Annotated in this window: 19 protein-coding genes and 1 tRNA gene; 9 read left to right on the top strand and 11 right to left on the bottom strand. The window is 65.2% G+C overall.

Annotated elements, in window-relative coordinates; genetic code table 11:
* Positions 1-60 precede the first annotated feature (60 nt).
* From ACWIQA_RS02640 to ACWIQA_RS02655, 4 genes are all read right to left on the bottom strand, one after another.
* Complete coding sequence (locus ACWIQA_RS02640) at positions 61-2,697, bottom strand: valine--tRNA ligase (protein WP_448581515.1); 2,637 nt, start codon at positions 2,695-2,697, stop codon at positions 61-63.
* A gap of 45 nt (positions 2,698-2,742) precedes the next feature.
* On the bottom strand, positions 2,743-3,054 hold the full coding sequence (locus ACWIQA_RS02645) for a DUF2497 domain-containing protein (RefSeq protein WP_448581516.1): 312 nt from the start codon (positions 3,052-3,054) through the stop codon (positions 2,743-2,745).
* Positions 3,051-4,508 (bottom strand): TolC family outer membrane protein, encoded by a 1,458-nt coding sequence (locus ACWIQA_RS02650; RefSeq protein WP_448581517.1) that lies wholly within the window; start codon positions 4,506-4,508, stop codon positions 3,051-3,053. The genes ACWIQA_RS02645 and ACWIQA_RS02650 overlap by 4 nt, the downstream gene beginning before the upstream one ends.
* Before the next feature lie 65 nt (positions 4,509-4,573).
* A complete protein-coding gene (locus tag ACWIQA_RS02655; RefSeq protein ID WP_448581518.1) occupies positions 4,574-5,233 on the bottom strand; it encodes a protein-L-isoaspartate O-methyltransferase family protein in 660 nt (219 codons plus the stop codon).
* A 159-nt stretch (positions 5,234-5,392) separates the two neighbouring features.
* Between ACWIQA_RS02655 and ACWIQA_RS02660 the strand changes: the two genes are divergently transcribed.
* Positions 5,393-5,998 (top strand): hypothetical protein, encoded by a 606-nt coding sequence (locus tag ACWIQA_RS02660; protein ID WP_448581519.1) that lies wholly within the window; start codon positions 5,393-5,395, stop codon positions 5,996-5,998.
* A gap of 43 nt (positions 5,999-6,041) precedes the next feature.
* On the opposite strand, the gene ACWIQA_RS02665 is transcribed toward ACWIQA_RS02660, so the two are convergent.
* From ACWIQA_RS02665 to ACWIQA_RS02675, 3 genes are all read right to left on the bottom strand, one after another.
* Positions 6,042-6,115, bottom strand: a tRNA-Cys gene (locus tag ACWIQA_RS02665).
* Between the two features lie 68 nt (positions 6,116-6,183).
* On the bottom strand, positions 6,184-6,483 hold the full coding sequence (locus tag ACWIQA_RS02670) for a hypothetical protein (RefSeq protein WP_448581520.1): 300 nt from the start codon (positions 6,481-6,483) through the stop codon (positions 6,184-6,186).
* A gap of 9 nt (positions 6,484-6,492) precedes the next feature.
* Positions 6,493-6,879: a YkvA family protein gene (locus tag ACWIQA_RS02675; protein WP_448581521.1), complete on the bottom strand. Its 387-nt coding sequence runs from the start codon at positions 6,877-6,879 to the stop codon at positions 6,493-6,495.
* Positions 6,880-6,927: 48 nt separating this feature from the next.
* On the opposite strand from ACWIQA_RS02675, the gene dgcA reads away from it, so the two are divergent.
* The 8 genes from dgcA to lpdA are packed head-to-tail and all read left to right on the top strand — an operon-like array spanning position 6,928 to position 15,355.
* Complete coding sequence (dgcA, locus tag ACWIQA_RS02680) at positions 6,928-7,908, top strand: N-acetyl-D-Glu racemase DgcA (protein WP_448581522.1); 981 nt, start codon at positions 6,928-6,930, stop codon at positions 7,906-7,908.
* 19 nt (positions 7,909-7,927) lie between these two features.
* Positions 7,928-9,202, top strand: coding sequence for a phosphopyruvate hydratase (eno, locus tag ACWIQA_RS02685; protein ID WP_448581523.1), 1,275 nt, complete (start codon positions 7,928-7,930; stop codon positions 9,200-9,202).
* A 47-nt stretch (positions 9,203-9,249) separates the two neighbouring features.
* The gene (locus tag ACWIQA_RS02690) at positions 9,250-9,585 is read left to right on the top strand and encodes an FtsB family cell division protein (protein WP_448581524.1); all 336 of its coding nucleotides are present in this window, start codon (positions 9,250-9,252) and stop codon (positions 9,583-9,585) included.
* A gap of 52 nt (positions 9,586-9,637) precedes the next feature.
* Complete coding sequence (gene pdhA, locus ACWIQA_RS02695) at positions 9,638-10,720, top strand: pyruvate dehydrogenase (acetyl-transferring) E1 component subunit alpha (protein ID WP_448581525.1); 1,083 nt, start codon at positions 9,638-9,640, stop codon at positions 10,718-10,720.
* The gene (locus tag ACWIQA_RS02700; RefSeq protein ID WP_448581526.1) at positions 10,720-12,039 is read left to right on the top strand and encodes a pyruvate dehydrogenase complex E1 component subunit beta; all 1,320 of its coding nucleotides are present in this window, start codon (positions 10,720-10,722) and stop codon (positions 12,037-12,039) included. Before pdhA ends, ACWIQA_RS02700 begins: the two co-directional genes overlap by 1 nt.
* Positions 12,036-12,683, top strand: a complete 648-nt coding sequence (locus ACWIQA_RS02705; RefSeq protein ID WP_448581527.1) for an NYN domain-containing protein — start codon at positions 12,036-12,038, stop codon at positions 12,681-12,683. Before ACWIQA_RS02700 ends, ACWIQA_RS02705 begins: the two co-directional genes overlap by 4 nt.
* Before the next feature lie 9 nt (positions 12,684-12,692).
* Positions 12,693-13,988 (top strand): pyruvate dehydrogenase complex dihydrolipoamide acetyltransferase, encoded by a 1,296-nt coding sequence (locus ACWIQA_RS02710; RefSeq protein ID WP_448581528.1) that lies wholly within the window; start codon positions 12,693-12,695, stop codon positions 13,986-13,988.
* Complete coding sequence (lpdA, locus tag ACWIQA_RS02715) at positions 13,985-15,355, top strand: dihydrolipoyl dehydrogenase (RefSeq protein WP_448581529.1); 1,371 nt, start codon at positions 13,985-13,987, stop codon at positions 15,353-15,355. The genes ACWIQA_RS02710 and lpdA overlap by 4 nt, the downstream gene beginning before the upstream one ends.
* A 182-nt stretch (positions 15,356-15,537) precedes the next feature.
* On the opposite strand, the gene ACWIQA_RS02720 is transcribed toward lpdA, so the two are convergent.
* From ACWIQA_RS02720 to ACWIQA_RS02735, 4 genes are all read right to left on the bottom strand, one after another.
* Complete coding sequence (locus tag ACWIQA_RS02720; RefSeq protein ID WP_448581530.1) at positions 15,538-16,518, bottom strand: sodium-dependent bicarbonate transport family permease; 981 nt, start codon at positions 16,516-16,518, stop codon at positions 15,538-15,540.
* 49 nt (positions 16,519-16,567) lie between these two features.
* Complete coding sequence (locus ACWIQA_RS02725; RefSeq protein WP_448581531.1) at positions 16,568-17,281, bottom strand: PEPxxWA-CTERM sorting domain-containing protein; 714 nt, start codon at positions 17,279-17,281, stop codon at positions 16,568-16,570.
* Positions 17,282-17,471: 190 nt separating this feature from the next.
* On the bottom strand, positions 17,472-17,999 hold the full coding sequence (locus ACWIQA_RS02730; protein WP_448581533.1) for a J domain-containing protein: 528 nt from the start codon (positions 17,997-17,999) through the stop codon (positions 17,472-17,474).
* Positions 18,000-18,126: 127 nt separating this feature from the next.
* On the bottom strand, positions 18,127-18,894 hold a 768-nt coding region (locus ACWIQA_RS02735; RefSeq protein ID WP_448581532.1), incomplete at its 5' end, for a phosphoenolpyruvate carboxykinase (ATP).

The raw sequence follows: 18,894 nt of genomic DNA on the forward strand, positions 1-18,894 counted from the left end.
GACAAACGACAGGGTCAAGAAAAGCGAGCGGAAGCAAACTCAGAGCGTTACAACAGGAATTCAGGAATGGCCCAGCCGGGCGAGCGCCGTGCGGAGGCGCTCGGCCTCGGCCATGCGGGCGGCATGGTCGGCGCGGGCCTTCTCCACCGCCTCGGGTTTGGCGCGCGCGAGAAAGCCGGGGTTGGCAAGGCGGCTCGCAAGTTGCGCTGCTTCCTGCTCGGCAGCAACTGCCGCCCGACTGAGGCGCGCCCGCTCGGCAGCAAGATCGATCACCTCGCCGAGTGGAAGAACATAGGTTTCGCCAGCAACGACAAGCTGGGCAATGCCGCCTGAGGGTGCCGCAAACGCGAGCCCAGATACGCGTGCCAGCCGCTCAAGGGCAGGCAAGTGGCGCTGGAGCCTCGCCTCAAGCGCTGCCGGGGCATGAAGCGGCAGCCGGGCCGACGGCGGCACGTTGAGCTCGGTCCGGGCTGAGCGGATGGCCGAGATCAGCGCGATCAGCCAGGTGATTTCCGCTTCCGCGTCCGACGGTTCGACCTGGAGCTCCGGCCAGGAGGCGAGGATGAGATCGTGCGGGCGGGGCCCCTGCGCGTGCCACAGCTCTTCCGTCAGGAACGGCATGAAGGGGTGGAGCACTTTCAGGATGGTGTCGAGCACGAAGCTGGCGGTCGCGCGCGTTTCGCAGGCCTCGGGGCTCCCTTCGGCAAGCAGCGGCTTCGCCAGTTCCAGATACCAGTCGCAAAAGCGGCTCCAAGTGAAGTGGTAGAGCGCATCCGCTGCCTGGTCGAAGCGGAAGGCCTCGAGGCTCTCGGTGACGTCGCGCACCATTGCGGCTGCCTCGCTCAGGATCCAGCGGTTGACGGGGTGGGCCGCCACGGGTGCTTCGTCGGTGTTTCTGCCGCTGTCCGGGTAGCCTTCAGCGTCAGCCCAGATGCCCTGGGATTGCGCGAAGCGGACCGCGTTCCAGAGCTTGGTTGCAAAATTGCGGTAGCCCTCTACCCGTTTCTCGTCGAGCTTGATGTCCCGGCCCTGGGACTCCAGCGCGGCAAGTGTGAAGCGTACGGCATCCGCCCCATAGCGATCGATGAGGGTCAAAGGGTCGATCGCGTTGCCTCTGGATTTCGACATCTTGGCGCCAGTCGCGTCGCGAACGAGGCCGTGGCAGTAGACGGTGCGGAACGGCACCTCGCCCATGAAGTGCAGGCCCTGCATCATCATGCGCGCGACCCAGAAGAAGATGATGTCGAACGCAGTTACCAGCACGTCACCAGGATAGTGGCGAGCGAGATCGGGCGTCTTCTCAGGCCAGCCGAGAGTGACAAACGGCCACAGCGCCGAGGAGAACCAGGTATCAAGAACGTCTTCGTCCTGCCGAAGCGGGACCCCGAGCCCGGCCTTCGCCTGCGCTTCGGCTGCGTCTCGCGCGACGATGCACTGCCCATCCGGCCCATACCAGGCTGGGATCCGGTGGCCCCACCAGAGCTGGCGCGAGACGCACCAGGGCTGGATTGCGTCCAGCCAGTTGAAATAGGTCTTCGCCCATGCGGCAGGGACGAACGTCGACCGGCCATCCGCGACGGCCCGGCGCGCTTCGGCTGCGAGTCTCGCTGCATCCACATACCATTGGTCGGTGAGATAGGGCTCGATGACGGCCCCCGAGCGGTCGCCGTGGGGCACCTGCACCAGCTTTTCTTCCACCCGTTCGAGAAGGCCGAGCGCTTCCATGTCGGCGATGATGCGCTTGCGGGCCACGAACCGGTCGAGCCCGCGATAGGCTTCCGGCACCTGGGCGTTGAGCGTTCCATCCGGGTTTAGGATGTTGATCCAGCCAATTTCGCGGTGGCGCTCGAAGACCGACCAGTCGTTGAAATCATGCGCTGGCGTAATCTTGACCACGCCCGAGCCGAGCGCAGGGTCGGCCCAGGTGTCGGCGATCACGGGAATGGTGCGGCCGGTCAGCGGGTGTGCAATGCTCTGGCCGACAAGGTGGCGATAGCGATCATCTTCCGGGTTTACAGCAACCGCAGTATCCCCAAGCATTGTCTCAGGGCGGGTCGTTGCGACGACCAGATGCCCCGAACCATCGGCGAGCGGATAGCGCAGGTGCCAGAAATGGCCCTTGGTCTCGCGGTTCTCAACTTCAAGGTCGGAGATCGCCGTCTGGAACTTGGGGTCCCAGTTCACCAACCGCTTGTCGCGGTAGATGAGGCCCTCTTCGTGCAAGCGCACAAACACGTCCGTCACAGCGCGGGCATACGCTTCGTCCATCGTGAAGCGCTCATGCGCCCAGTCTGGGCTCGCACCAAGGCGCCGCATCTGCTGGGTGATGGCCCCTCCGGACTTGGCCTTCCAGTCCCAGACGGTCGCCAGGAACGCCTCGCGCCCCATCCCCTCGCGCGTCAGGCCCTGGCTTGCGATGGTCCGCTCGACCACCATCTGGGTTGCAATCCCGGCATGATCGGTGCCGACGATCCAGCGGGCATCAAAGCCCTGCATCCGCTTCCAGCGGAGGAGGATATCTTGGAGCGTCTGGTTCAAGGCATGGCCGATGTGGAGCGTGCCGGTCACATTGGGGGGCGGCAGCACGATGGTAAACGGGCGCGCATCGGAGCGGGGCGGGCGGAAGGCCCCGCGCTCTTCCCAGTGGGCATACCAGCGGGCCTCGATCGGGCCGGGTTCAAAGGTCTTCTCAAGCATGCGCCGCGTGCCTTACCGACTGCCGCACGAAGGCGAAAGCGCTGCCTATTTCCCTTCGGTCAGCCGCCTGATCTCGTCTGCGGCAAGCTTCTGGACGATCTCCGGCAAGTGGGCAGCGAGCCAGGCCTCCACCTGCGGCCGAATGAGATCGGCAAGAAATTCCTCGACCGTCTTGTCAGAAGAGGGAAGATTGGCCCGAAGCGGCCTTGGCGTCGTCTGCGGCGCTGGCGTTGCCGGCGGCGGCTGCGCCTCAACCCCCTCGGGGCCTGGTGCCTGCACGCCGGCAACAGTCTGCCGGATCGATTCAAGAATCGCCTTGAGATCTGGATCGATCCCGCCCCGGGCGCCCGTCGTCATTCCAACTGCCCCGGTGCCGGCGGACCCATACGCCTGACCGAAAGCGGCGGCGGCGCAACCGCAGCCGGCTCTCGCGCGCCGTCCGGGCGGTTGCGCTGCCGATCGGTGCGCGGATCCGGGTCCTCGCGCCACTCACGCCAGCTGCGGTTGACGCGCCGGAAATTGACGGCCGGGTCATAAAGCTTGTCGGTTATGCCAAGAGCAGCAGCTTCGGCGCGGCCGATCACCTGCAACAGCCGATAGGTCGCAGCATAGAGGTTGCGCTCGGCACGGACCAAGACCACCTGGCTGTTGAGCAGCTCCTGCTCGGCGTTGAGCACTTCGATGATGTCCCGGCTGCCGACCAGGTTCTCCTGCCGCACGCCTTCGGCGGCTAGCCGGTTGGCATCGATCGAGGCCCGAGCCGAGCGGATTACGCTTTTTGCGGTCTCGATCGCGATCCAGGCATTGGTCGTCTGTTCGAGCACCGTGCGCTCGGTTGACTCGATGGTCTCGATCGCCTCGCTTTGGGTCGCCTCTGCCTGCCGCGTGCGCGCGGACAGCAACCCGGCCGTGTAGATCGGGATGGAGGCATTCATGTTGATCCCGCCGACCAGACCGTCCACGCGGAACTGCTCAAACGGCCCGCCAGCCGGGATCTGGTAGCCGAAGCTTGCATTGACAGAGGCCGTGCCCCAGCGCTCGCGACGAATAGCCCGGACTTGCTCGGCCGCCGCCTTCTCATCGTAACGGGCAGCGATCAGCACCGGTGCGCTGGCAAGCGCGAGGTCCCGCGCGGCCTCAACTGAAGGCGGCAGCGGTGGCAGCGGGGGGAGCGCAGCAAGCTCACCAGGCGGCCGGCCCACCAGCCGGATATAGGTCTGTTCAGCAGTCAGCGCATTGCCTTGCGCTGCAACCAGGCGCGCCTCTGCATCCGCCAGCCGGGCCTGGCTCTGGGCGACATCGGTGCGAGTGACATCCCCGACTTCGAACCGGTCAGACGAGGCCCGGAGCTGCTCGCGAAGCACCTTTACCTGGTTCTGGTTCAGCCGCACTTCCTCGCGCGTTGCCAGGACCTCCGCATAGGCCTCGACGGTATCGGCAATGATCCTGTTCTCGACCGAGCGGAGGATTTCGCGCGCAGCGCCAATCCGCGCGTCAGCAGCACTGAGCTGCGCTTGCACGCGGCCTCCTGCCCAGACCGGCTGGGTAACCCGGAAACCGGCCACCGTCACGCGGCCAAAGTCATTGAGCTCGTCGTCGAGGTCCTGGCTGAAGGTGACCGAGCCGCCGATGTTGGGCCGCATCTCCGCGCGGGCAATCGGCATGTTCTCATCCGCGCGCCGGACTGCCGCACGAGCGGCAGCCAGTTCCGGATTCGTCTCATAGGCTGCCCTCAGCGCATCGGCGAGCGTGTCGGCAGAAGCTGGCGCAGCGATGACGCTTGCAGCAACAAGGAGGGGCAGGGCCCTCATGCCGCAGCGCTCCTGGTCCGGCAGGCTTCGAACCGGTATTGTGGCCATCTTGTCATGTCGGTCTTTCAGAAGCGGAAGGTTCTGGGCAGGCTGAAGCCGGGAAGCAGAGGTGCTGCACATTCGCTAAGGGCATCGAAGGCAACCCGTGTCCCGTCTTTTCCTTCGCCTTGAACAGTTCCGGATGGTGGTGGAATTGCCCGACCGAGACTGACCCGGTGCACCCCATCGGCTCCGGCCAGGATGGCTGCGATCCGGCCATCTTGCTTGAGTTGCGCTGCAAGAGCGTCTGGCACAAACTCGACCGCGCCGTCGAACAGGATAAGATCATAGGGTGCCTCATCAGGCCAGCCTGCCGTGAGCGGACCTGTGACAAGAGTCACCCCCAGGTATCGGGCAAGCAAGCTTTGCGCCCGCTCGGCAAGGGTTGCATCCGCCTCAAGCGCGATGACTGCAGCCCCCATCTCGGCGAGAAGCGCTGCCGTCACACCCGTGCCAGCACCGACCAGGAGCGCGCGCTCGCCCGGTTTCACATCGGCAGCCGAGAGCAGCCGTGCCGTTGCAAGCGGGGCTGCCATCCAGCGGCCGCTCCCGATCGGCTGGACAGTCTCCGCATAGGCGAGGGCCTCTCGACCTGCAGCAACAAAACGCTCGCGCGGCACGGCAGCAAAGGCGGCCAGCAGCCGCGGGTTGATGATTCCGCACGGCATGAGCTGGCTTTCGATCATGGCAGTGCAGGCGTGTGCCAATGAATCGTGGGCGGCCGAAGCCACGGCAAGTCCTTCATTCGCGCCGCGCTTGAAATGGCGGCGGCGCCCTAGTAGCGGCCCGTCAATCCAGTGCCAAGCGGCCAGACTGGCGCCCGGGCATGAAGGGAGTGGGCGCAGATGGCGACCGAAGACGACATCGAGTGGTGGGAACATGCCGATCTTGGCGCCATGGCGTCGGAGGTCGCCGCCGACGTCGCGTTTCTCCTCGCCCAGGCAGTCGAAGGCCACGGTCACGCAGTCATCGCAGTTCCGCCGTCGGCAGCCATGTCTCCCCTTGTGGCAGCTCTGTTCCGCACAGCCGGGCCGTGGAAGCAGGTAACCGTCATTCCAACCCATGGCGAGCTGGCTGCAGAATCGGCTGTCGCTGCCCAAGCGGCCGGAGCGCGGGTTGCTGCCCTCGATGGTGCGGCAATCGGATCTGGTCCCATCGATCTCGCCTTGCTCGAAGTGGCGGAGACCGGGCGCGTAGGGGGCATTCTCCCCGGGCCGAAGCTTGCGGATGCGCTCGCTTCGCCGCACCCCGTGCAAACCACAGCCGATGGCTGCCGCTTCCTCACTGGGAGCGCACTTCTTGGCGCACGCGCACTCATTCTCTCGGTGCAGGGTGCGGCCCAGCGGGCCATGCTCGAAGACGCCATTGCCGATGGCCCCGGCTCGCGCTTTCCCGCTGGCCGCCTGCTTGCGGAGGCAGACCAGGCGATTGACATTCACTGGTGCCCCTAGGCGGCTTCAGAAGGGAACCCGGGACTCAGAAGAATCCGGGGCGTGGAGGCCCGAGCCGGAATCGAACCGGCGTATACGGATTTGCAGTCCGCTGCGTCACCACTCCGCCATCGGGCCAGCACGTGCCCTTTACGACCTAGCCGCACGTCCTGCCGTCTGCAAGGCAGATGGTGAGAGGCAGGGGGTCAGGGGTGCGCTTCGATATGGGCGGCAATCTCGTCGAAAAAGCGCTCGAGCTGGTGCAAGACATTGGCCTTGAAAGCATAGTTCACATCCGCCGAGTTCGATTCGATTATGGTCGACTCGTCCACTTTCTCCGAATAGGCATTGGCGAGGCTCTGCACATAGCCAGGCGTGAGCTCGATATGGCCACGTTCGGCGAGAAGCCGCAATTGCACGACCATCATCTGCCGCACCAGCATTTCGAGCGTCGTGATCCGCGCGACCACGACCACCGGATCGAGCTCGATCTGTTCCTCCGGCATCGGAAGCTCCTACCAGTAGCGCAGGGTTACAAGCTGCATTGCTGCAACGGCGACAAGGAAGACCCACAGGGCGCCGACAAGGAGGGCCCCGCTACGGCTGACCGGGCGCGCAGCAGCGGCATCGGCGCTGGCCCGGAACTCGGCAACAAGCGGTGCTGGGATGAGCCATAGCGCCAGGGCAAGGCCAAGCGGCAGCAAGAGGAGGTCGTCGATAAGCCCGAACACGGGGACAAAATCGGGAATGAAGTCAATGGGAGAGAAGGCATAGGCCGCCACCAGGCCACCGAGAATTTTGGCAGCCAGCGGGGTTCGCGGATCGCGGGCTGCAATCCAGAGGATCATGGCATCGCGCGCAAGGCGCGCACGCAAGGTTGCCAGCCGTCTCGGCTTCGTCATTGCGAGAGAGACTAGCTGCAACTGTGGCCAGCCGCTAGGCACCTTCGCGTGCGCACGCTGTTTGCCACCATCGATCGGTTCGCGACCCGGCAGCCATTTGTCATCGCCCGCGGCACCAAGACCGATGTCGAGGTCGTGCGCGTTGAGCTCCGGCAGGGCGAAATCCTCGGCCGCGGTGAAGGCACGCCCATCTATTATCTCGGAGATCATGCCCTGGCTGCGCTTGCTGCGCTTGGCCAGGTTCAGGCCGAAGTGGAGGCGGGCGCGACCCGCGCTGACCTCCTCGATCTTTTGCCTGCAGGTGCTGCGCGCAACGCGCTTGACTCTGCCCTCTGGGATCTCGAGGCCAAAGCGAGCGGCGTTCGGGTCTGGCAAAGGCTTGGCCTGCCGCAGCCGCGCCCTATGCTTACGGCCTACACGATCAGCCTTGGCGATCCTGCAACCATGGAGTCGGAGGCCCGGCGCGTGTCCGGGCGGGAACTTCTGAAGCTCAAGCTGGGCGGCGAGGGTGATCTTGACCGCGTCGCTGCCGTTCGCCGCGTCGCACCCCACGCCCGCCTCATTGCGGACGCAAACCAGAGCTGGACGGGGCTTGATATCGAGGCGCTGTGCCATGGGCTCCATGCGCTCGGTGTCGAGCTCATTGAGCAGCCGTTGCCAGCAGGTGCTGACTCCGATCTTGCCCACTTGCGCAGTCCGGTGCCGCTTGCTGCTGACGAGAGCCTGCACGATCGTACAAGCTTGGACTCGGTCGTTGGCCGCTATCGCATGATCAATGTGAAACTGGACAAGGCAGGTGGGCTGACCGAGGCGCTCGCGCTCATTCATGCCGCAGGCCAGCGGGGCCTTGGCGTCATGGTCGGGTGCATGCTCTCGACTTCGCTTGCGGTAGCGCCGGCCTTTTTCGCGGCCATGCACGCGGCTTACGCCGATCTCGACGGGCCCTTGCTTCTTGCGCGCGATCGTGCCTGCCCCCTTGCATTTTCCGGGTCCGACGTCCACCCGCCCGAGCCGGCCCTCTGGGGCTGAGCGAGACGACGGAGCACCGATGACTGCAATTCTTGATCTTGCCGCGCGCGAGATCCTCGACAGCCGCGGCAATCCCACCATCGAGGTCGACTGCCGGCTCGAAGATGGGTCGATGGGTCGCGCGGCGGTGCCGTCTGGCGCCTCGACTGGCGCCCATGAGGCCGTAGAACTGCGCGACGCTGACAAGGCGCGCTATCTCGGCAAGGGGGTGAGGACAGCAGTTGCCGCCGTCCACGGCGAAATCTCTGATGCCATCGTCGGGCTCGATGCCGAGCAGCAGGAGGAAGTGGACGCCGCCCTTATCGCCCTCGACGGCACGCCCAACAAGGCGCGGCTAGGCGCCAATGCCCTCCTTGGGGTGAGCCTTGCGGTTGCCAAGGCAGCGGCAGCAGCGCGCGGTCTGCCGCTCTACCGCTATGTCGGCGGCACGTCGGCGCACATTCTGCCAGTGCCCATGATGAACATCATCAACGGCGGCGCCCACGCCAACAATGGGCTCGACTTCCAGGAGTTCATGGTGATGCCGCTGGGCGCACCGACCTTCGCCGAGGGGCTGAGGTGGGGGGCGGAAGTCTTCCATGCGCTGAAGACCCTCCTCCATGGCCGGAAGCTCTCAACCGCAGTGGGAGACGAAGGTGGCTTTGCGCCGCCGCTCGCAGGCGCACGGGCAGCGCTCGACCTTGTGATGGAGGCCATCGCTACAGCCGGGTTCCGGGCCGGCGATGACATGGGGCTTGCGCTCGACTGCGCTGCAACCGAATTTCATCGCGACGGTGCCTATCATTGCGACGGTCAAGCGCGCCGTCCGGCCGAGATGGCGTCATATCTTGAGGGGCTGGTGGCGGACTATCCCATTGTCTCCATTGAGGATGGCATGGCCGAAGACGACTGGGACGGATGGAAGCTCCTGACCGATGCGCTCGGCGGCCGGGTGCAGCTGGTGGGCGACGACCTGTTCGTCACCAGCCCGGCGCGGCTGGCGGACGGGATTGCGCGCGGCGTTGCCAACGCCATCCTCGTCAAGGTCAACCAGATCGGGACACTTTCGGAAACGCTGCAGGCGGTCCGCAAGGCGCATATGGCCGGCTATCGCGCCATCATGTCCCACCGCTCGGGGGAGACCGAGGATGCAACCATCGCCGATCTCGCGGTTGCGTGCCATTGCGGGCAGATCAAGACGGGTTCACTCTCGCGTTCCGACCGGCTGGCAAAATACAACCAGCTGCTGCGGATCGAGGCGGAACTCGGCCCGGTTGCACGCTACGCCGGCCGGATGGCGCTGGCTGCGGCCTGAGCTTGGCCGGCTTGACGCCGGAGCAAGGCTCTGATTCAGAAGGGGTCGTGCACGCGTTCGGGTTCTCGGAATTGATCAGGCGGGCGGCGCTTCCCGCCTTGTGCCTTGCTGTTGGCGGCTATTTCCTCGCCCATGCCTTCATGGGTCCCTCGGGCATTCTCGCGCTCGAGGGCATTCGCGCCGAACGGGCCCGGCTCGAGGCCGAGCGGGCCAGGCTCGAAGCCAAGCGCGAAGCCCTGTCGCGCCAGATCGGTCTCCTGGACCCGCGCGGCGCTGACCCCGATCTCGCCGATGAGCTGGTCCGGCGACACCTCGGCGTGGTGCGACCTGACGAGCTGGTCTTGCCCCTGCCGCCTGCGCCGGGGGCCGCGCCAGCCGGTTGAACTCGGCGACCAAGCAGCTACAAGCCCGGCAAAGACCATCGAGGAACGGGCCTTGGGACCATCGCCGAAGGGCCGCGCGGCCGCTTCCGCGCGCCAAGCCACACCGGCCGAGCCGGGCAGGTTCGACGCGCTTCCAGAACTTGTCCGGTATGCACCCGACCGCGAGACCTATCGCGCCTTCTACCGGATGATGCTTCTCATCCGCCGGTTTGAAGAGAAAGCGGGCCAGCTCTACGGCATGGGTCTCATCGGCGGCTTCTGCCACCTCTACATCGGCCAGGAGGCCGTTGTCACTGGCATGCAGGCAGCGATTTCCCCTGGCCGGGACTCGGTCATCACCGGCTATCGCGACCACGGCCACATGCTCGCCTGCGGGATCCCGGCAAAGGCTGTGATGGCAGAGCTCACCGGCCGGGCGGCAGGTATTTCCAAGGGCAAGGGCGGCTCGATGCACATGTTCTCGGTTGCACACGGCTTTTTCGGTGGCCATGGCATTGTGGGCGCGCAGGTGCCGTTGGGTGCCGGTCTTGCCTTCGCCCACAAGTATCGCCGCGACGTGCTGGGCGAGGAGGGGGGTGTGACGCTCGCCTATTTCGGGGACGGGGCTGCAAACCAGGGTCAAGTCTATGAAGCGTTCAACATGGCCGAGCTGTGGAAGCTGCCCGTCGTCTTCGTGATCGAGAACAACCAATATGCCATGGGCACGTCCGTCAACCGGGCGTCTTCGGAAGACCAGCTCTATCGCCGCGGCGAAAGCTTCCGGATCGAGGGCCTGCAGGTCGATGGCATGGACGTGCTGGCCGTGCGCGGGGCAGCAACGCTTGCCATCGAGTGGGCGAAGGCTCGCGGCCCGATCCTGCTTGAAATGAAGACCTACCGCTACCGTGGCCACTCCATGTCCGATCCCGCGAAATACCGCACCCGCGACGAGGTGTCCGCCGTGCGCGAGCACCAGGACCCCATTGACCGGGCTGCGCGAGAGCTCATGGAGCTTGGCATGGCAACCGAGGCCGACTTGAAGGCGATCGACCGCGAGGTCCGGGCAGAAGTGGCGGAGGCGGCCGATTTCGCCGAACAGGCCCCGGAGCCGGATCTCGCCGAGCTCTGGACCGACGTCTTGGCGGACCGCTCCTGATGGAAATTCGCCTGCCTGCCATGTCCCCAACCATGGAGGAGGGCACGCTCGCGCGCTGGCTGGTTCGGCCAGGCGATGCCGTGAAACCCGGCCAGGTCATCGCCGAAGTCGAAACCGACAAGGCAACCATGGAGCTCGAGAGCGACGAGGCGGGGACGATCGTATCGCTTGCAGTCGCCGAAGGCACTGAGAGCGTAAAGGTGGGCACCGTCATCGCTGTCATGGCACTCGAGAGCGAGGCGCCGCAAGCCCCACCCCCGTCTTCGGCTGCCGCGCCGCAGCGCGCCGCAGCATCTACGCTTCCGGCCATGCCGGGCGCTGTCGAACCCCGAGCCGCTGGTACCACCCGCCGCCAGACTGTGCGCGAGGCGCTTCGCGACGCCATGGCCGAAGAGATGCGCGCCGATCCGCGCGTCTTCGTGATGGGAGAGGAAGTCGCCCACTACCAGGGCGCCTACAAGGTGACCCAGGGTCTTCTCGATGAATTCGGCGAGCGCAGGGTCATCGATACGCCAATTACCGAATATGGCTTCGCTGGCCTTGGCGTTGGTGCAGCCATGGGAGGCCTTAGGCCCATTGTTGAGTTTATGACGATGAATTTCGCCATGCAGGCAATCGATCATATCGTCAACTCTGCCGCCAAGACCAATTATATGTCGGGCGGCCAGATGCGCTGTCCCATCGTTTTCCGCGGGCCCAATGGCGCTGCTGCGCGCGTCGCTGCCCAGCACAGCCAGAATTTTGCCCCCTGGTATGCGAGCGTTCCCGGCCTCATCGTGCTCTCGCCCTATGATGCTGCCGACGCCAAGGGCCTCTTGAAGGCTGCCATTCGCTCGCCCGATCCGGTTGTCTTCCTCGAGAATGAGCTGCTCTACGGCCGCAGCTTCGAAGTGCCCGAAGGCGAGCATGTGGTGCCCATCGGCCGCGCCCGCTGTCATCGCCAGGGACAAGACGTGACCCTCCTTTCCTATTCGATCGGGGTGGAAGTGGCACTTGCGGCGGCCGAACAGCTCGCAAGCGAAGGCGTGTCTGCCGAGGTGCTTGATCTTCGCTCATTGCGCCCGCTCGATGAGGATGCGATCCTCGAAAGTCTTGCGCGCACCCATCGCCTGGTGGTGGTGGAGGAAGGCTGGCCGCGCTGCTCGATTGCATCCGAAGTGATGGCCATCTGCATGGAGAAGGGCTTCGACGAGCTCGATGCGCCAGTGCTCCGGGTGACGGATGCAGATGTGCCGCTGCCCTATGCCGCCAATCTCGAGAAGGCGGCCCTCATCGATGCCGCGAAGGTCGTGGCGGCAGTCCGGAGCCTGTTTGCGTGACGCAACTGGTCCGGATCGGTGTCTTCTACGATGGCAGCTATTTCCAGGCGATTACCAACCATTATCGCTACAGCCATGAGGTTGGCCGGCGGATCGATCTTGCCGGCCTGCACCGCTTCCTCTGCTGGTGTGTTGCGCGGATCGAGAAGGCGGAACCCAAGGCTTGCCGCGTTGTTGAAGCCCATTATTTCCGCGGTCGCTTCGCGCTCGCCGACCTCGATGACAAGGCCGCGCGCGACGACAATCCCGGCTATGCCGAGGAAGTGTTGCGCGGCGAGCGCCTGTTCGACCAGGTGCTGGTGGCAAACGGCATCCGGGCCCATCATCTGCGCGTCGATATGAGCCAGGACCGCCCGCGCGAGAAGGGGGTGGATGTCGCGCTCTCGCTTGAAGCGTTCGACATGGCCGTCCACCGCAAGCTCGACTGGGTGGTGCTCATCTCGCCGGACGCCGATTTCGTGCCGCTGTTGCGCAAGCTCGCTGCGCTTGGCACCAGCACGCTTGTGCTTGCCTGGGAGCAGCCGGGCAAGACGGTCGTCTCGCGGGCGCTGATGGCCGAGGCAACCGAGTGGGTCCCCTTGCACCGCCTGGTCGATGAAGGAGTGGCCGGGTTCGAGATCGACGAGATCTTCCTCCCCGACTAGGAGCGCCCAGTGCCCATCGACATCACCATGCCGGCCCTGTCCCCGACGATGGAGTCGGGAACGCTCGCCCGCTGGCTGGTCAAGGTCGGCGACCAGGTGCGGGCAGGCGATGTCATCGCCGAGATCGAAACTGACAAGGCAACGATGGAAGTCGAAGCCGTGGACGAGGGCGAAGTCCTTGAACTGCTCGTTCCTGAAGGTGCGGAGGACGTGAAGGTCAACGCCGTCATCGCTCGGCTCAAGGGTGAGAGCGAGCCGGCACCGAAGCCAGCGGCACCAGCGCCGGCCCCGTACCCGGCAACAGCGGCACCCGTTGCAGCGACTGTGGTCCTTGCATCTGCCATGCCGCCGGCCCCTGTATCCGAAGGGACGCGCCGCAAGGCTTCCCCGCTGGCGCGGCGGATGGCAGCTGAACTCGGAGTCGATCTCGCGTCCGTTGCCGGCAGCGGGCCGGGCGGCCGGATTGTCCGCGCCGACGTCGAAGCTGCTGCCGGTCGCGCGCCGGCTGCAGGCGTGCTCCCGGCGCCTCCGGCAGCCGCGGCCGGCTCTGCTCCTGCCAGATCTGTGCCTGCAGCCGCTGCGCCCGTCCCGGCTCCACCGCTGGCGGATGGCCTGCCGCCGTTCGAGACGGTGAAGCTCTCGAACATGCGCAAGACCATCGCGCGGCGGCTGAGCGAGTCCAAGACGACTGTTCCGCACTTCTACCTGACGGTCGATTGCCGGCTCGATGCGCTGCTGGCGCTCAGGGCCGAGCTCAATGCGGCGCTCGCGCCGCGCGGGGTGAAGCTCTCTGTCAACGACATGCTCATAAAGGCGCTGGGGCTTGCCCTCGAAGCCGTGCCGGATGCCAATGTGCGCTTCGCCGGCGATGCCCTCTACAGGTTCGCGCGCGCCGATGTCTCGGTTGCGGTCGCCATCCCCGGCGGGCTTGTCACCCCCGTCATCCGCGATGCGGGCGGCAAACGGCTTTCGGCGATTGCAACCGAGATGAAGGATCTTGCCGCCCGGGCCAAGGCGGGAAAGCTGAAGCCCGAGGAATATCAGGGCGGCACCGCCTCGCTCTCCAACCTCGGCATGTATGGCATCCGCGAATTCGCCGCCGTCATCAACCCGCCCGAGGGCCTGATCCTTGCCATTGGTGCGGGAGAGAAGCGGCCATGGGTGGACGGGGACGCGCTGGCGGTTGCGACCGTCATGAGCGTGACCGGAAGCTTCGACCATCGCGCCATCGATGGCGCCGTGGGTGCGGAATTCCTCGCTGCCTTCCGGGCTCTCGTTGAGGCGCCGCTTGGCATGCTCGCATGAGTGAGAGTTTCGACCTCGCCATCATCGGCTCGGGGCCGGGCGGCTATGTGGCAGCCATCCGTGCGGCGCAGCTTGGCCTGAAGGTCGCCATCGTCGAGCGCGAGCGGCTCGGCGGCATCTGTCTCAACTGGGGCTGCATCCCGACGAAGGCACTGCTGCGCTCGGCCGAGATCAAGCATTTTCTCGACCACGCCGGGAGCTACGGTCTGTCTTCTGGCGCGGTCGGCTTTGACCTTGCCGCCATTGTCGAGCGGTCGCGCAAGGTGGCAGGCCAGCTCAACACCGGGGTCGCCCACCTGATGAAGAAGAACCGGGTGACGGTGGTCGAAGGCGAGGCGACGCTGGCCGGGCCGACGTCGGTCAAGGTGGGCGACCGCACGCTTTCCGCCCGGAATGTCATCGTGGCTACGGGGGCCCGCGCTCGTGAGCTGCCGCACGCGAAGGCCGATGGCGTCCGCATCTGGACCTACCGCCACGCCATGGTGCCACCGGCCATGCCGACCGAGCTTCTCGTCATTGGCTCAGGCGCGATCGGGATCGAGTTTGCGAGCTTCTATTCCGACCTGGGGGCGAAAGTGACGGTCGTCGAGATGATGGACCGCATCCTTCCCGGGGAAGATGCCGAGATTTCGGCCTTCATGGCAAAGGCCTTCACCAGGCAGGGGATGCGGCTTCTCACTTCGGCGCGGGTCGAGACGCTTGCCGCTGATGCCGAAGGTGTGACTGCGACCATCGGCGGCAAGGCCGAGCGCTTCAGCCATGCCATCCTCGCGATCGGGATTGCACCCAACACGGAAGGCCTCGGCCTTGAGATGCTGGGGGTCCTCATGGAGCGCGGCCATATCGTCACCGACGCGTTCGGCCGCACCAATGTGGAGGGTCTCTGGGCCATCGGTGACGTAACCGGCCCGCCCTGGCTTGCCCACAAGGCAAGCCACGAGGGCGTGGTCGCGGCCGAAGTGATCGCCGGCTACGCCCATGCCCACCCCATGGACAAGAGCAACATTCCCGGCTGCACCTATTCGCGGCCGCAAGTCGCCTCGGTCGGTCTCACGGAAGCCCAGGCAAGAGAGGCCGGCTACCGGGTGAAGATCGGCCGGTTCCAGGCGATCGGCAATGGCAAGGCAATCGCGCTTGGCGAGCCTGAGGGGCTGGTCAAGACCGTGTTCGATGCCGAGACCGGCGCGCTTCTTGGCGCCCATATGGCTGGCGCTGAAGTTACTGAACTCATTCAGGGCTATGCCATTGCCCGCCAGTGCGAGGCGACGCACGAGACGCTCGCTGCCACCATCTTTCCCCACCCGACGCTCTCTGAGATGATGCACGAGGCCGTGCTCGACGCTGAGGGCCGCGTCCTCCACTTCTAGGAGGCCGGCGTCAGCGCAAATTCAGCTGTGCTCTGCGCTGCATGCCAAGGCCAGTCTGTGCGCAATCGCGCCGCCTGCACTTGCGGCGAGCGCTTCGGATCGTGCCTGACCTTTCCGGGTTGCGAATGGCTGCAGGGCAGAATCTCTCATCATGCAACCCGCCCTCTGCTTGAGGTCCGGCGTCAGCCCAGCAACGCTGCCATCCGCGCATAAAGCGGGATCCCGAAAATGATATTGAACGGGAAGGTGATGGCAAGACTCATGGCAAGATAGAGCCCGGCATCGGCCTTGGGCAGCGCGAGGCTCATGGCCGCCGGAACGGCAATATAGGAGGCCGAAGCGCACAAGATGATGAAGGCGGCAGCTGTGCCGCCAGAAAGGCCGATAGCAGCCGCTGTGCCAAGCCCGACCAGGGCATTGAGGAGCGGCAGCACGATTGCAAGCAGGGCAAGCCTGGGGGTGAGGCTGCGGGCCTCGCGCAGCCGGCGCGCGGCAAGCAGGCCCATCGAAAGGAGGAAGAGGCACAGCACGCCGCGGAACAGGTCAGTGAAGAAGGGCGCGACCTGCTGGTAGCCGCCTTTGCCCGTCACCAGCCCGATGAGGAACGAGCCGATGAGAAGCACCACCGGCCCGTTCAGGAGCACCTCGCGCCAGACGCTGTGGTCGCCGAAGCCCTCGACATTGCGGGCGCGGCCCAGCCCGGCGAGCGAGCCGCGCGCGAGGATGAGCCCGGCAATAATGGCTGGCGTTTCCATGAGTGCGAGAACCGCGACCATCCAGCCGGCAGCGCGATCCCCGTTGGCATCGAGAACGGCAATCCCCGTCACGAAGGTGACGACCGAGACCGAGCCATAGTGGGCGGCCACAGCACCCGCATCGAGCGCGGAAAGCCGGCCGAGACGTCGCAGCAAGGCGAAACCAAGAAACGGGAGGGCAAAGCTCAGGAAGGTTCCGGCCGCACCCGCGCTCAGCATCCGGGGATCAAACCCCGCCGCCGAAACCTCAATTCCGCCCTTCAGGCCAATCGAGGCCATGAGATAGAGGGACATGCCCTTCCCGATCTGCTCGGGGATCTCGAGATCAGAACGGGCGAAGGAGGCTGCTGCCCCCAGCACGAAGAACAGGATTACTGGAGAAAGAAGGGTGGCGGCGATATCGGTCACGGCGCGAGGCCGTTAGCCGCCACCCTCTCCCTTGGCAATCGCCTTACGATCAGGCGGCGACGGCCGACATGTCCTGGCGCCGGCGCCGTGCGGCAGCGCCGACAAGGCCGAAGCCGGCGATCATCATCGCCCAGGTGCCCGGCTCGGGAACATAGGGGATGAGCATCCCTTGCCGGCGCGGGTTTGTGTCCGTCGAGAAGATGTAGGTCGCCTTCCCGTTGAGCGACGGTGCCAACGCGATGTAGCTGCCGATCAAGGAATTGATCGTTGGGTCCGAAGACGTGATGGACTTGCCATACTCAATCGACCAGATCGCAGCTTGGATGGCTGGAATATGTTCCGAAAGAGTGACGGGGGGTGAGCTCATCTTGAGAAGGTCGAAGCCATAAGAGGCAAGGCCCTTCATATACTGGACTTGCGTTGGCGTCAGCGGGCCGAGACCGGGTGCTGTCGTCAGCGTGCCAACCTCAAAATTGAGCTGCGGGCTGAGGTTCGCCAACGTGTTGTTGCCAAGCGCGATTTCATTCACCAGGTCCACGCAGAAGGCAAACAGGTCAAACGAACCGCTCATGGCCCCGCCATAGGTGCCCACGATTTGGAAATTGGCCGCGATCTGGGTGCCAACGCCTGGCGACGGAGGCGGCACAGTCACGTTCGCGTTATTGAAATAGCCCCCTTGTTTGATCAGGAGGGTGGTGGTTGCCGCCACCGGCGCTGCCATCGAAAAGGCGAGCGCGGCAGCAACGACGGAACCAAGTCGCATGTCGCTTCTCCCACTGTTGCACTCCCGACTCGCGGGAGGTGATTCGGTCTAACATGGAAACGGGGGTTGTGAAAGAGGTGGCGTGCGCTTGCCCCTTCCAGATTAACCAATTTGTCGTGATAGTTCCCGGGCGCAGACAAAAGACATAAATGTCAGGGGGATGATGGCCGCAGCCCATCCCCAGCCAGGGTCATTTGGACCGCCGCGCGCCAGCTTCAGTCAGGATGGCATAGGCCGCCCGCGCAGCGCGGAACCGGGCCTCAGCTTCCGCATCCCCCGGGTTGAGATCCGGGTGATTCGCCTTGGCAAGGCGGCGATAGGCCGCCTTGATCGCTTCGCTGTCGGCGTCTGCTTCGAGTTCGAGCACTTTGAGCGCGTCACGTTCCGCCCGGCTGCGGCTTTCGTCACCTTCGCTCCAGTCCCAATGGGCAGCGCGGCGATACGCGCGAGATGTCGTCATGTCGTCGGCTTCCGCCTCTCTTGCGCTCTCGGCATCGAGCCCGGCGAAATAGTCCCAACGGCGGTTGTATTCGGCGGCGTGCGCCGCGCAGAACCACCAGCGCTCTGGCCGGTTGGGAGCCTTGGGGGCCGGGCAGGTGCCAGGCTGGTCGCAGCCGGCCCGGTCGCAGCGTCGCAGTGCCTGTGGCGCATTGCCGCTGCCCTCGTAGGAGCGCCAGCGCGGAAAGCCCCAGTCGTTGCTACGTCTCCGCCTGCGCACACCTGCCACCTGCGAATCGCATGGCGCAAGCTTTGGCTCGGCTGCAGAGCGCTGCAACCCAAAACCGCTCGCTCGCACCGGAAACCCTCTGCAGAACGCATCGGCCCTGCGTTCCGGCGCGCGGTCATCAGGCAGCCCGGGGGGCAGCCTCGCGCACGCCTGGCTCTACGTGATCCTCGAACTGGGCGAAATTCTCGATGAACATGGCAACCAGCCGGCGCGCCGCGGCATCATAGGCCTCTGGGTCCGGCCAGGTCCCGCGCGGGTCGAGGATGCGGGCATCCACTCCGGGCACTGCCACCGGCACCATGAAGCCGAAGAAGGGATCGCGGCGGAACTCGGTTTCCTTGAGACTGCCATCGAGTGCCGCATTCAAGAGCGCCCGCGTGACCTTGATCGGCATCCGCGTGCCCGTGCCACCACTTCCAGCCCCGCCGCCAGTCCAGCCCGTGTTGACCAACCAGCAATCCACCCCTCCGCGCGCGATCCGCTCTTTGAGAAGATTGCCGTAGACGGAAGGGTGGCGCGGCATGAAGGGTGCGCCAAAGCAGGTGGAAAACGTCGCCTCGGGCTCGGTCACTCCAATCTCGGTGCCAGCCACGCGCGCTGTGTAGCCAGAGAGGAAATGATACATCGCCTGCTCGGGCGTAAGCTTGGCAATCGGCGGCAAGATGCCGAAGGCATCTGCTGTAAGCATGATGATATTCTTGGGCACTGGCCCCAGATTGTCGGGGCTGGCATTGGGAATGAAGTCAATCGGGTAGCTGCCGCGGCTGTTCTCAGCCAAGCGGTTGTCGTTGAGATCGATTGCGCGCGTGACAGGATCGATGACGACATTCTCAAGAATGGTGCCAAACCGCTTCGTCGTTGCATAGATCTCGGGCTCAGCCTCGGG

Source organism: Thermaurantiacus sp. (genome assembly GCF_053487655.1).